The sequence below is a fragment of the Nordella sp. HKS 07 genome, from assembly GCF_011046735.1.
GTDB lineage: Bacteria > Pseudomonadota > Alphaproteobacteria > Rhizobiales > Aestuariivirgaceae > Taklimakanibacter.
The window spans coordinates 1,036,544-1,049,940 of sequence record NZ_CP049258.1 but is presented as its reverse complement, the minus strand read 5'-3'; the positions used below and the strand labels follow the sequence as shown (position 1 = coordinate 1,049,940).

The window sequence follows — 13,397 nt, the reverse complement described above, 5'->3', positions numbered from 1 at the left end:
ACCGGGCGCTTTTTGGGCGATGTTGCGCCCTGCGGCCATATGCAAGCCAAAGAAAGTGCTGCCAAACTTGACGGACGAGGGGGTTTGCCCTTATACGACCGGCCTCTTTCCGCGATTTGAGTTTGGAGCAGTGAAATGGCTCGTCGTTGCGAGTTAACCGGTAAAGGCGTTCAGGTCGGCAATAAGGTCAGCCACGCCAACAACAAGACCAAGACACGGTTCCTGCCGAACCTGTGCAATGTCAACCTCATCAGCGATGCGATGGGACTGAGCTACAATTTCCGCGTCAGCGCCATCGCGCTGAAGTCGGTCGAGCATGCCGGCGGCCTCGATGCCTTCCTGGCCAAGGCCCGCGGCGAGAATCTCTCGCTGAAAGCCCGCCGCCTGAAGAAGAGCGTCGAGAAGCGCGTGGCCGCCGAAAAGGCCGCCTGATCGTTTCAGCGATCGTCGATTTCGCAGAGCCGCTCCTCAGGGGCGGCTTTTGCATTATTGTCCCTGCTCATGACCAAGGACCATCCGAAACGGCATTCGCCCAAGGCCTCGCGTGACGGCGAGCCGGTCATCCATCCTTCGGCGCAGCTGCGCAATGCCAGACTCGGCCGGTTCACTGCGCTCGCCGAGCGCGTCTCGTTCAAGGATTCCGAGCTCGGCGACTACTCTTATGTCGAGCGCCATGCCGAGATCATCTATGCCTCGATCGGCAAGTTCTGCGCCGTCGCCTCAGACGTGCGCATCAACGCGCTCAACCATCCGATGGAGCGCGTGAGCCAGCACAAGATCACCTACCGGCCAAACGAATATTTCCTCGGCAAGAAGCTCGACGGGCGCTTCCGCGAGGCGCGCATGCTGGAGAAGGTGACGATCGGCCATGACGTGTGGATCGGCCACGGCGCCATCATCCTGCCCGGCGTCGCCGTCGGAAACGGCGCGGTGATCGCGGCGGGCGCCGTCGTCAGCAAGGATGTCCCCGCTTACATTATTGTCGCGGGCGTGCCGGCGAAGGTCCTGCGCCCGCGTTTCCCGGCCGATATCGCCAAGCGCATCGCCGCACTCGCCTGGTGGGACTGGCCGCATGACCGCCTCGCCGATGCGGTCGACGACATGGCGGCGCTCGCGGCGGAAGACTTCGTCGCCAAATACGAGACCCAGCCATCCTCGTGACAGGTGCGCAGGGCGCGGCGTGTGATTGCCGCCCGTCTCGCTTTTCAACTCTCGCTTCAACGGTCGCTCAAACGGCATGGCGCGACACCGGCCCGCGTCAACCGCGGGACGAATCCCGCGCCATTCCATCCGCTCAGGAGAGTGCCCATGAACGTCCAGACCAGACCGCCGCGCCAGCCGCTGAACGGTGTCGATACCCCGACACTCATCAACACGATCAACTTCGTCGCCGGCCAGCCCGATCTCGCCAAGTTCCAATTCCGCGCCAGCAATGAATGGCTGGACGGAACCCATAGCCGTACCACAATGCGCGATTTCACCGGCGCCGGGGGCGAGCAGACGCATGTCATGCCCTATTCGGCCGAGAGTGATCATCCGACCGTGCTGTGCGGCGGCGACCGCGCGCCGACGCCGGTCGAGTGGCTGCTGCATGCATTGGCCACCTGCCTGACCGCTGGCATTGGCAACATCGCCGCGGCCAGAGGCGTCAAACTCACCAAGGTGCGTTCCTTCGTCGAAGGCGATATCGATCTGCGCGGTATTCTCGGCATCTCGGATGACGTGCGCAACGGCTATAGCGATATCGCGATCCGCTTCGAGATCGAAGGCGATGCGCCGCGCGAGAAGCTGCAGCAGATCGTCGAACAGGCGCGTGCCCGCTCGGCCGTCTTCGATGTGCTGGCGAACGGCGTTCCCGTGTCGGTCTCCGTCTCGGGCAAGTAACAGCACTCGTCCTAACGGCCCGGCCCTCGCGTGATCAGCAAAAGTGGCCGGGCCAATCCCGCAAATGCTGGAGAAATCCATGTACGCGACAGATGTCGCCATTGTCGGTGCCGGCCAGGCCGGCCTCGCCATGAGCCGCTGCCTTTCCGTTCTCGGCGTCGACCATGTTCTCTTCGAACGCGGCGCGGTCGGCGCCCGCTGGCGCACGCATGTCTGGGAGTCGCTGAGGCTGCTCACGCCGAACTGGCTCAACGGCCTGCCGGACTCGCCCTATCAGGGAGATGACCCGGACGGCTTCATGCGGCATGGCGACTTCCTCGCCCGCCTCGAAGCCTATGCCGACATGATCGGCGCCCCGGTGATGAGCGACACCGAAGTGCTGTCGCTGGCGCGTGAGCCGGAAGGCTTCTGCCTGACCACGAGCAGAGGCACTTGGCGCAGCCGCGCCGTGGTGGTCGCCACCGGCCAATGCGATCTCCCGCGTCTGCCGGACCATTCGTCCGTCAAAGGCGTGCTGAACTTGCATTCGTCGCAATATCGCACGCCGCATGGGCTTCCCCAGGGCGGCGTTCTCGTCGTCGGCGCGTCGGCATCGGGCGTCCAGATTGCCGATGAGATCAGCCGCAGCGGCCGCCAGGTGACGCTTGCCGTCGGCCGGCACATGCGCGTGCCGCGCCACTGGCGTGGGCGCGACATATTCTGGTGGATGGACCGGCTCGGCATACTGGCCGAGCGGACCCACAGCCTTGCCGATCCCGAAGCGGCGCTGCGCGAGCCGGTGGTGCAACTGGCCGGGCGGCCGGATCGTTCGAACGCCGACCTGCCGTCCCTGCAGGCGCTGGGCGTGCGGCTCGCCGGGCGTTTCGCCGGTGTGGAGGCGGGCAAGGTCAGCTTCCACGACGACCTGGCGGAGAGCGTCGCCTGTGCCGAGGCCAAGCTCTACCGACTGCTGGCGCGCTTCGACGATTTCGCCGGCATCGGCCCAAACGCGCCGCGTCAAACGATCGCTCCCGTGACGTTCGAGGCACAGGCGCCCCGCCGGCTGTCGCTGCGCGGCGAGAATATCCGCAGCATCATCTGGGCGACAGGGTATCGGCGCGATTTCGGCTGGCTGAAGATCGCCGCCGCGCTGCGGCCCGACGGCGACCTGGCGCATCAGGAAGGTGCCGCGACCGTGCCGGGCCTCTTTGCCCTCGGCTTCCGTCTCCTGCGCAAGCGCGATTCACATTTCATCGGCGGGGTGGGCGCGGATGCCGCCGTCATCGCGCGGCAGATCCGGGCGTTTCTCGACGAGCGCGCCTGGCGGGCGGCATAGGAGAGCGCGGACAATGAGCAACGAACCCGACCTCAAGCCATACTACGATGCGATCATCGTCGGTGCGCGCTGCGCCGGCGCGGCGACGGCCATGCTGCTCGCCAAGGCTGGATTGCGCGTGCTGGCGGTCGATCGCCAGGCCTATGGCTCCGACACGCTCTCGACCCATGCGCTGATGCGGCCCGCGGTGATGCAGCTGGCGCGCTGGAATCTGCTGGCGTCCCTGATCGAGGCAGGCGCGCCGGTGATCGAAACGACGACCTTTCACTATGGCGAGCAGCAGGTCCCGGTCGCCATACGCCCCGAGCCCGGCCTGCCCGGACTTATCGCGCCGCGCCGCACCGAGCTCGACCGCGTGCTGGTGGATGCGGCGCGTGGCGCCGGCGCAACAATCCTGCACGATACGCTGGTCAGCGATCTGAGCTTCGATGCGCGCGGCCGCGTTCGCGGTGTCGTGCTGGCCGATGCGGCCGGCCACCGCCGCACGATCGGCGCGGGTCATGTGGTCGGCGCCGACGGTCTCGGCTCGCGCGTCGCCCGCCTGGTCGATGCGCCCGTGCTCGCGCAAGGTCTGGCCCAGGTCGCGCATGTCTTCGGCTATGCGCCGATGCCGGCCAGGCTTTCGGGCTATCATTGGTATTTCGCCAAACATGTCAGCGGCGGCCTCATTCCGACGAACGACGGCCTGGCCTGCATCGTCGTATCGATACCGGCATGCCGCTTCGACGCCACATTCCGCGCCGATCTGATCGGCAGTCGCCGGCAGGCGCTCGAGCTGCTGGCGCCGGGCCTCGGAGACTATGCGACCACTTACGAAGTCGGACGCCTCAAGGCGTTCAAGGGCGCGCCCGGCCAGTTGCGCCAGGCATATGGCCCTGGTTGGCTTCTGGTCGGCGATGCCGGCTTCTTCCGCGACCCGCTGACCTCGCATGGCATCTCCGATGCGCTGCGCGATGCGGAGGGCGCGGCGACCGCCATCATTTCAGGTCATGCCGGTGCGTTGCGCCAGTTCCAGGACGAACGCGACAGCCTGGCTCTGCCGCTTCTGGCCGCGACCGACGCCATTGCCGCCTTCGACTGGTCGCTGGAAGAACTGCCCCTGCGCCACAAGCGCTTCAGCGAAGCGATGAAGGCCGAAGTCGAGGTCCTGAAGGGTCGGTCTGGTCGCGATCTTTTCGATCAACTGGGTGGCCGGCGGCTGGTATCGAGACACGTCGAAGAATTTTGTCACGCAAGCTGATGGAGCAGATCATGAGCGAGAAAGCGACGCGATCGGGATGGTGCGGAACCCGCTTCGGCAAGCCGGAAATCGGCGCCAGGGCGGAGATACGGCGAGTGACGCAAGCGAGCGATGTCGTCGCCTTCAGCGCGATGACGGGTGACTGCAATCCGCTGCATTTTGATCAGGCCGCGGCCGCCCGCTCGGTATTCGGGCGGCTGATTGTTCAGGGCGGCGTCACATCCGGGCTACTCAATGCCATCGTGGCGGAGAACCTGCCCGGGCCGGGCTCAGTCTTTCTTGGTGTCGAATGGAAGTTCCACAAGGCCGTCGGCATCGGCGAGGAGATCATTGCCCGCGCCGAAGTGCTGAGCGTGCGCGACGACAAGCCGATCTGCACCTTGTCCACCAGCGTCGCCAATTCGGCCGGCGAGATCTGCCTGTCCGGGACGGCAACGACCTATACGGTGGCGCTCGAATGATGGATCGGTGCGCGACTCCCGGCGCGCGTCGTTTCCTCGCTCATGCACGCGATCGTTCCAACACATGTCGGCGAAAAGGATACCCGTCTAATGGAGATCGTCGAATCATGCACAAACCAGGAGCCCATGTACTGTCCCGCGCTTTGCCCCTTGTGGGCGCGCTTTCCCGGCGGCTCGGCCGCCGGTCGCGCTGCGCCGGGAGGGCGGAGAAACTGTCTGACCACTTGCTGAAGGATATCGGCCTGTCGCGTTCCGAGCTTCTCATCCGGAGACTTGAAGGGCCGGGCCGGGGCGGACGGAGCTGCCGCTAAGCTGGGCTCGCCAAAGATTCTGCCGATCGATGTTGTAAGCGCGAAAAATTATGTTGCGTAAACGGTAGTTTTCTGCCATAAAATGTTGCAGGGGCAACAATCCGATAGTCAGGAATTTCATTCCTGGCCTATTTGGCGTTTTTCGGCTCCTGCATGGAATCTTACGCGTGGACGCGTCATTCCATTCTCAGTCTCCGGAAATCGTAACCATCGAAATGATGACGTCTGAGCTGGGATGACCGGATGACCTTGCCTTTGCGAATGCAATTTAAGGTTCTTGGTGACTTTTCTGTTCGTCTGGACGGTGTGGCCGTGAGCCTGCCGCAGTCGCGCAAGACCCGCGCGCTGCTTGCCTATCTCGCCATGAATGACAAACCGCAGCGCCGCGAGCGGCTGTGCGAATTGTTCTGGGACATACCCGATGACCCGCGCGGCGCGCTGCGCTGGAGTCTGGCGAAGCTGCGCCCGATCCTCAATACCGATGGCGAAACGCGCTTGATCGCCGATCGCAACACGGTCCAGCTCGCACCCGGTTCGTTTGGTCTCGATCACCAGCTGATCAGGGGGCTGGCGCCCGAGGCGATCGATACCGTCGCGACGGAGCGGCTGGAAGCGATTGCCGCGGCATTCTCAGGCCCACTCCTCGCCGATCTTCATCTGCCGCGCTGCGCGGCCTTCGAGGCCTGGCGCGTCTATTGCGCGAACGAAGCCGAAATACTGCACCTGAAGATCCTTCGCACCCTGATCGACCGGCTCGCCGAGGAGCCGGAGCGGGCGATCACCCATGCGCACGCGCTGCAATCGCTGCTGCCTGACGAGGATCTCGGCAAGGAGATCGCTCATCTCGGCCTGCGGGCGCGCCGGCTGGTCAGCGCTAAACCGGCTGTGCCAGAGCCTGTCCCGCCGCCGGCAGCGCAAGCCGCACCGGCCGCGCCGATCCGCGACAGGCGGCTTGCCGTCCCGGAGGTCAACGGGACCGCGACGCAGCGCATTTGCTACACCCAGTCGCGCGACGGCACGCGCATCGCTTATTCCGTTACCGGATCCGGGCCGGTGATCGTGCGTGCATCGCACTGGATGTCGCATCTCGAATTTGATTGGGAAAGTCCGGTCTGGGGGCATTGGATCGACGCCCTGTCCAGCGGCTTCACCCTGGTGCGTTATGACGGGCGTCTGAACGGCCTGTCGGATACGAGCTGCCAGAACATCTCCTTCGAAACTTTCATCAGCGATCTCGAATGCGTCATCGAGGCCACCGGTTTCGATCGCTTCGTGCTTCTGGGGATTTCTCAAGGCTGCGCCTTCTCGGCCGAATATGCGGTGCGCCATCCCGAGAAGGTTGCCGGCCTCGTGCTGTATGGCGGCTATGTGCGCGGCTGGCGGGCGCGCGGCGATGCCAATGAGATCGAGCGGCGCGAGGCGATGTCCGTGCTGCTGCGCCAGGGCTGGGGTCAGGACGACCCGATGTTCCGCCAGGTCTTCACCAACATGTTCATCCCCGGCGCCAACCGTGCCCAGATGGACTGGTTCAACGAGCTGCAGCGGCGCACCCTCACGCCGGAAAACGCCTGGCGGCTTGCCCACGCCGTCGCCGACATAGATGTCGCGGCCGCGATGGACCGGATCACCGTTCCGACGCTGGTGCTGCATGCCCGCAACGACCGCGTGGCGCCGCTCTCGGAAGGCCTCGACATCGCGCGCAGAATAAAGGGCGCGCGCTTCGTCGAGCTGGACAGCGCGAATCACATATTGCTGTCGGAAGAGGCGGCGTTCCAGGGCTTCGTCGCCGAGACGACCGCCTTCGCAAATTCCGTGCTGCAGAGCCGGCCGGCCATGGCGATGAGCCACAAGACCCGCCGCCAGGCGACGATCCCTGTCGGCGAACTTCGTCTCCGCGACCAATCCGGCGGACGAGCTCGCGCCGGAAGTGGCGCTGGACGCGGTCGATCCGTTGCTCAGCCGGGCGACCGAGCTCGTGCAGACGAATGGCGGCACCATCCTCGCCGCTTCCGAGACCGGATTGACGGCGTCCTTCGGCGCGCCCAAGCCGCTCGAGGACCACGCGGCATTCGCCTGCCGGACCGCACTGGCGCTGCGCCAGCTCGCGGCCGCGCAGGCCGGCCCGGCGATCAGCATCTGCATCGCGCTCGATACGGGCAATGTGGTGGTCAGCGACGCACCCGAGCCGGACCGGGCCGAGGTGCGTGGCGGACCGGTTTCGGTGGCTCATCTGATCAGCCAGGCGCCGCGCCCCGATCGCGTGATCGCCACGGAACGGACGCACTCATCCGCCGGCGGCTTTGTCACCATGCGTGAATTGGCACCCCTGGTGTTTTCGGGCGCGAAGAGCGGGCAAAAGCTCTATGAGGTGGTCGAGATCAATCGCGGCCGCTCGCGCTGGCAGCTGCGGACCGAGCGCCAGCTGTCGCCCCTCGTCGGGCGCGAAATGCAGCTTCAGATGCTGAACAAGGCCTGGCACGATGCGTGCGACGGCGAGGGCCAGACGGTGATGATCGTCGGCGATCCGGGTCTCGGCAAGTCACGTATAACGCAGGAATTCGTCGGCGCCATTCCCTGCGGCGATGCGGAGAATCTCGAGGCCGGCGCGCTCGAAACGAATCTGCGCAGTGGGTTTGTGGTCATCCGCAAGGCGCTGAAGGAGCTGTTCGCGGTAGGCGATATGGAAGCTTCACCGGCCGCGCTCGATAAAGTCCTGGCGGCATGGAGTGCGCGCGGTCTCGACCAGCGCCTGCTCGACCCGATCCTGGCGATCATGGAGCTGCCGACACAGGAAGCGCTGTGGATGGCCCTCACCGGCCCCGAGCGGTCGCGCCGGATGCAACAGGCGGCCGTCGCGCTCCTGCTGTCGCTCGCCGGCGTCAGGCCGGTCGTCCTGCTGGTCGAGGATCTGCATTGGATCGACTACGAAAGCGAAGCCATTCTGGCGCGGCTGGCGCAGACCGCCGGCGGCGGCCGCATCCTGCTGATCCTGACCTGCCGGCCGGACTATGACCGCAGCGCCTTCGCCGCGGCGCGGCCGGTCGAAATCCGCCTGTCCGGACTGAGCCCGATCGAATCGCGCAGCCTGATCGACTTTCTCGTCGGCCGGGACAGCGCGCTCGACGGCCTGCGCGAGAGCCTGTCCGAGGCGTGCAGAGGCAATGCGCTCTTTCTCGAAGAAACGGTGCGCAATCTCGCCGAGACGGGAAAGCTCGAAGGCCAGCCCGGCCGCTACCGGCTGACAGGCAAGCTCGACGAGATCGTCGTTCCGTCAAACATCCGCTCGCTCATCGATGCGCGCTTCGAGCGGCTCGACATCGATGCCAAGCGCGTTGCCGAGGTCGCTTCGGTCTTCGGCGGCGAGATCCCGCTCGCATCGCTGAGCCGGATGGTGGCGCTGCCGGAAGCGCGCTTCGACGCGGCGCTGCGCAGCCTCAAGAACGCCGACCTTCTCGTCGAGGTGCAGGTGTTCCCGGATGTCCTGCTGCGCTTCAAGCATGGCCTCATCCGCAATGCCATCTCCGAGCGGATCATGGCGACGGCCCTCGTCGAGTTGCATAGAACCGCGCTGGCGGAGCTCAAGGCCTGCTATGCGGACCGGCTCGAAGAGCACAGCGAACGCCTGGCGCGGCACGCTCAGGAGGCACAGCTGTGGGAGGAGGCGGCGACCCACCTGCTGATCTCGGCGCAACGTGCGATCAAGCGCTCGGCCTATTCGAGCGCCCTCGAACAGCTTGATCTAGGGATCGAGCTGTTGCGGGCGAACGAGGTGGCAGGCGCCGACGAGCACGAGATAGATTTCCAGCTCGCCAAAGGTGCTGCCCTCATGGCGGCGCGCGGCTGGGGCTCACGTGATATTCTCGCGGCCTTCCAGCGCGCCGAGGAACTGTGCCAGAAGACCGGCGACAAGGAACGCCTGTTCACGGCGCTCCGCGGCCGGGCGCAATACTACATGATCAGCGGCAAGCCCGCGGCGGCGCAGGAATTGGCCAGCCGCTGGGTCAGCCTGATGAACGGGCAGGGCGACCCCGGCCTTGCGATCGAGTCCGAATATATGTTCTGGACCAACAATTTCTTTCTGGGCGAGCCCGCCGCACCACGCCCACCGGCGAAGCGGCAATCGGCATGAAGCGGTGTTTCAGGGCTTCAGCGCGAACTGCAGGAGCAGCGTGCGCTGGAACTCCGGGCGGTAGTTGTTATCCGAGAGCACCGTCACGCGCGTCTCGCCATTGAGCTTCGACACCGCGATGCCTTCCATGTTGTCGATGCGATAGAAGGGCATGCGGCCCGAAAAGACGAGGCTCGGCGCCACCGCGCCGCCGGCGACGATATCCTCGGTCTTGATGCGGCGGATCGCCATGCCGGGCAAGTTCGTGCCGCTGAAGCTGCGCTCGACGGTGAGCACGTCGCCATCGGGCAGAATGGCCAGATCGGTGATCGCGTAATCTTCAAGCTGCTTGATCGAGAAGCCGAAGGCCTTCCTGCCGCCCCACACGAAGGCGCGGATGTCGCCATTCTCGTCCTTGTTGAGCTCGGAGATGGCGAGAATGGAGCCGGCCAAGGGGCCGGATGCGAAGCGGCCGATCGCTTCCAGTTCCTGATTGGACGGACCTTTGGCGGCTTGCTTGGGGAGTTTCAAGTCCTTGTAGCGGGCATCGAAACCGCTTTTGCCCAGATCATAGACGCCGGCGCGCGTGCGGCTCTCGAAACCGACGATCACCTTGCCGTCGATGCGCATGGGCTCCCAGCCGGCAACCGCCTCGGCATCGCTGCGGACCTTGCCGTTGAAGGGCTTGCCGTCAGGTCCCAGCATCGGCGCCATGACGGGGGCCTTCAGCCCCGACAGATGGCCATCGGTATAGATGAGATCGGCCTTGAACCAGAGGCCACGATCGGACACCGCGAGGAGGCCGCCGCCGTCCTCGGACAATTCGAGCGAGGAGAGGCCGCCGAAACGCTCATCGTCGCTCGCAAGCTCGACGCCGCCCCGCCATTCGAGCCCGCCGAAGGTCACGAGCTGCGAGAACATGGTGAAGGATTTGACCGGGAGGGTGCGGACCTTGAGCGCCTCCTCCTGGGCGCCGACCGGGCCAGCGAACAGGAGGAGGGCTGTAACCCAGAGCCACTTCATCAGTTGAGCCGGCGCTTGGTCGGGGACCTCGCGGCGCCCTTGCCCGTCTGTTTCTGGGCCCGCTCCTTGAAAAGCTCGGCGAGCTTCTCCGTCATGGCGCCGCCCAGCTCCTCGGCATCCACGATGGTGACGGCGCGCTTGTAATAGCGCGTCACATCATGACCGATGCCGATAGCGATGAGCTCGACCGGCGAGCGGTTCTCGATATCGATGATGATCTGGCGCAGATGCTTCTCGAGATAGTTGCCGGAATTGACCGAAAGCGTCGAGTCGTCGACGGGCGCGCCATCCGAGATCACCATCAGGATGCGGCGCTGCTCGCTGCGCGCGAGCAGCCGGTTATGCGCCCAGATCAGCGCCTCGCCGTCGATATTCTCCTTGAGCAGGCCTTCCCGCATCATCAGGCCGAGATTGCGGCGGGCGCGCCGCCAGGGCGTATCGGCCGACTTGTAGATGATGTGGCGCAGGTCGTTGAGACGGCCCGGGTTGGCGGGCTTGCCGGCGGCAAGCCACCGCTCGCGCGCCTGGCCGCCTTTCCAGGCCCTGGTGGTGAAGCCCAGGATCTCCACCTTGACGCCGCAGCGCTCGAGCGTGCGCGCCAGGATGTCGGCGCAGGTGGCGGCGACCGTAATCGGGCGGCCGCGCATCGAACCCGAATTGTCGAGCAGCAGCGTCACCACCGTATCGCGGAACTGCATGTCCTGCTCGACCTTGAAGGAGAGGGCGTGCAAGGGATCGATGATGACGCGGGTGAGACGTGACGCATCGAGGAGCCCTTCCTCAAGATCGAAATCCCAGGAGCGGTTCTGCTGCGCCATGAGGCGGCGCTGCAGGCGGTTGGCGAGCCTCGCCACCACGCCCTGCAGATTGGAAAGCTGCTTGTCGAGATAGTTCCTGAGCCGCGTCAGCTCCTCACTGTCGCAGAGATCCTCGGCGGCGATCTCCTCGTCGAACTGATTGGTGTAGACGCGGTAGAAGTCCTCGTTCGACAGCGACGAGAAGGGCAGTTGCGGGCGCCAGGGCTCCTCGCCGTCGGGCGATTCCTCGCTCTCCATGTCGTCGGGCATGTCGTCGACATCGAGCTGCTGGGCGTCCATCTCGGAAGCATCGCTCTCGCCTTCGGCGTCCTGCAGCTCCTCGGCCGCCGACTGCTGGCTTTCCTGCTCCTCGCCTTCCGGCGTCTCCTGCTGGTCGCCGGAATCGGGCTCGGCTTCCTGGTTGTCGTCGCTGTCGTCGCTCTCATCCGGGTCTTCGCCCAGCTCATCGGCCATGTCGAGGGCGGCGATGATGTCGCGCGACATGCGGGCAAAGGCCGCCTGGTCGGTGATGGCATCGGTGAGATGATTGAGCTGTATCGCGGCCTTCTCCTCGACCCAGGGCCGCCACAGATCGACGAGTGCCCTCGCCTCCTCGGGCGGGGCTGCGCCGGTCAGCCTTTCGCGCACCAGGAGCGCCACGGCTTCCTCGAGCGGGGCGTCCTTCTTGGTCGCGGGCCGGCCCGCCATCTTCCTCAGATAGCGGTCCTGCAGCATGGCGGTGATGTTCTGCGCCATGCCGGGCATGGCGCGGGAGCCGATGCATTCGACGCGCGCCTGCTCGACGGCCTCGAACATGGCCCGGGCATTCTTGCCTTCCGGGCGATAGCGGTTGTGGACGCCGTCGTCGTGATTGGCGAGCCGCATGGCGAAGCTGTCGGCGATGCCGCGGGTGATCGCGACCTCCTGGCGGTCGAGATCGATCGAGACCTGCGGCAGCTTGGCCTTCTTGCCCTGCAGGCTCGGCGTCTCGGCGCCGAAGGAAACCGAAAGCTCCGGTTCGCCGGCGATGGTCTTCATCGCCAGCGTCAGGACATTACGGAATTCGCCTGCCGGTCCTTCGCGGTCCTGGGCCATCAGGCGTCCTCATGACAGCGCGACATGCGCCGGCGATTCAGGGAGTTCCTCGCCGAAACAGCGCTGATAGAATTCGGCCACCAAAGCGCGCTCGAGCTCGTCGCATTTGTTCAGGAAGGTGACGCGGAAGGCGAAGCCGAGATCGTCGAAGATCTCGGCATTCTGCGCCCAGGTCATGACGGTGCGCGGGCTCATCACGGTCGAGAGATCGCCCTGCATGAAGGCGTTGCGGGTCAGATCCGCGACGCGCACCATGTTGGCGATGACCTTGCGGCCCTTGTCGTTGTCGTAGCTCTTGGTCTTGGCCAGCACGATGCCGACTTCCTGCGCATGCGGCAGGTAGTTGAGCGCCGTGACGATCGACCAGCGGTCCATCTGCGCCTGGTTGATCTGCTGGGTGCCGTGATAGAGGCCGGTGGTGTCGCCGAGGCCGATCGTGTTGGCGGTCGAGAACAGCCGGAAGGCGGGATGAGGGCGGATGACGCGCGACTGGTCGAGCAGCGTCAGCTTGCCCGAGGATTCGAGGATGCGCTGGATGACGAACATGACATCCGGCCGGCCGGCGTCATATTCATCGAACACCAGCGCCACATTGTGCTGGTAGGACCAGGGCAGGATGCCCTCGCGGAATTCGGTGATCTGCTTGCCGTCCTTCAGGACGATGGCGTCCTTGCCGATCAGGTCGATGCGGCTGATATGGCTGTCGAGATTGATGCGGATGCACGGCCAGTTGAGGCGTGCGGCAACCTGCTCGATATGGGTCGATTTGCCGGTGCCATGATAGCCGGTGATCATGACGCGGCGGTTATAGGCAAAGCCGGCCAGGATCGCGAGCGTCGTCTCGCGGTTGAACAGATAGTCCTCGTCGAGATCCGGCACATGCTCGGTGGCCTTGGAATAGGCCGGCACTTCCAGGTTCGAATCAAATCCGAACAGCTGCCGCACCGACACTTTCATGTCGGGGAGGGGGGCTGCTTCGCCATTCACGGTCGCGGTCATATCTTCGTTGCCAATATATGAAGTCTCGGAGTGCGGAGGTTCTAGACGGTCAAAGGGGCCTGGGCAAGGCTCGAAAACCCCTTTGCTGGAGCACCCTTAGCGCGTCAGGAAAAGTGGGTACCGGTTTTCCGTCCGATCGCGCGCTAAATTAAAGATTCCGATCA

General features: G+C 65.0%; 12 protein-coding genes. 9 read left to right on the top strand and 3 right to left on the bottom strand.

Features of this window, described 5'->3' with window-relative positions; all coding sequences use genetic code 11:
* Positions 1-135 precede the first annotated feature (135 nt).
* The 9 genes from rpmB (at position 136) to G5V57_RS34210 (ending at position 9,340) form a co-directional block, all read left to right on the top strand.
* On the top strand, positions 136-432 hold the full coding sequence (rpmB, locus tag G5V57_RS05080) for a 50S ribosomal protein L28 (protein WP_165166485.1): 297 nt from the start codon (positions 136-138) through the stop codon (positions 430-432).
* Positions 433-501: 69 nt separating this feature from the next.
* On the top strand, positions 502-1,161 hold the full coding sequence (locus G5V57_RS05075; RefSeq protein ID WP_165173839.1) for a DapH/DapD/GlmU-related protein: 660 nt from the start codon (positions 502-504) through the stop codon (positions 1,159-1,161).
* A 147-nt stretch (positions 1,162-1,308) separates the two neighbouring features.
* Positions 1,309-1,884 (top strand): OsmC family protein, encoded by a 576-nt coding sequence (locus tag G5V57_RS05070; RefSeq protein ID WP_165166484.1) that lies wholly within the window; start codon positions 1,309-1,311, stop codon positions 1,882-1,884.
* Between the two features lie 79 nt (positions 1,885-1,963).
* Entirely contained in the window at positions 1,964-3,199 is a 1,236-nt protein-coding gene (locus tag G5V57_RS05065; protein WP_165166483.1) for an NAD(P)/FAD-dependent oxidoreductase, read from the top strand.
* A 13-nt stretch (positions 3,200-3,212) separates the two neighbouring features.
* Complete coding sequence (locus tag G5V57_RS05060; protein WP_165166482.1) at positions 3,213-4,439, top strand: NAD(P)/FAD-dependent oxidoreductase; 1,227 nt, start codon at positions 3,213-3,215, stop codon at positions 4,437-4,439.
* Positions 4,440-4,450: 11 nt separating this feature from the next.
* On the top strand, positions 4,451-4,900 hold the full coding sequence (locus tag G5V57_RS05055; protein WP_165166481.1) for a MaoC family dehydratase: 450 nt from the start codon (positions 4,451-4,453) through the stop codon (positions 4,898-4,900).
* Complete coding sequence (locus G5V57_RS35115; protein WP_371744731.1) at positions 4,897-5,211, top strand: DUF1127 domain-containing protein; 315 nt, start codon at positions 4,897-4,899, stop codon at positions 5,209-5,211. Before G5V57_RS05055 ends, G5V57_RS35115 begins: the two co-directional genes overlap by 4 nt.
* Before the next feature lie 312 nt (positions 5,212-5,523).
* On the top strand, positions 5,524-7,527 hold the full coding sequence (locus tag G5V57_RS34215; RefSeq protein ID WP_246737527.1) for an alpha/beta fold hydrolase: 2,004 nt from the start codon (positions 5,524-5,526) through the stop codon (positions 7,525-7,527).
* The gene (locus G5V57_RS34210; protein WP_256378678.1) at positions 7,520-9,340 is read left to right on the top strand and encodes an AAA family ATPase; all 1,821 of its coding nucleotides are present in this window, start codon (positions 7,520-7,522) and stop codon (positions 9,338-9,340) included. Before G5V57_RS34215 ends, G5V57_RS34210 begins: the two co-directional genes overlap by 8 nt.
* Before the next feature lie 9 nt (positions 9,341-9,349).
* On the opposite strand, the gene G5V57_RS05035 is transcribed toward G5V57_RS34210, so the two are convergent.
* From G5V57_RS05035 to cobS, 3 genes are read right to left on the bottom strand one after another with little or no spacing between them, the layout of a single operon-like run.
* On the bottom strand, positions 9,350-10,342 hold the full coding sequence (locus tag G5V57_RS05035) for an esterase-like activity of phytase family protein (protein ID WP_165166478.1): 993 nt from the start codon (positions 10,340-10,342) through the stop codon (positions 9,350-9,352).
* Positions 10,342-12,234 carry a cobaltochelatase subunit CobT gene (gene cobT / locus G5V57_RS05030; RefSeq protein WP_165166477.1) on the bottom strand — a complete coding sequence of 631 codons (1,893 nt, stop codon included), beginning with the start codon at positions 12,232-12,234 and terminating at the stop codon, positions 10,342-10,344. The genes G5V57_RS05035 and cobT overlap by 1 nt, the downstream gene beginning before the upstream one ends.
* A gap of 9 nt (positions 12,235-12,243) precedes the next feature.
* Positions 12,244-13,233 carry a cobaltochelatase subunit CobS gene (gene cobS / locus G5V57_RS05025; RefSeq protein ID WP_165166476.1) on the bottom strand — a complete coding sequence of 330 codons (990 nt, stop codon included), beginning with the start codon at positions 13,231-13,233 and terminating at the stop codon, positions 12,244-12,246.
* Between the last annotated feature and the right edge of the window lie 164 nt (positions 13,234-13,397).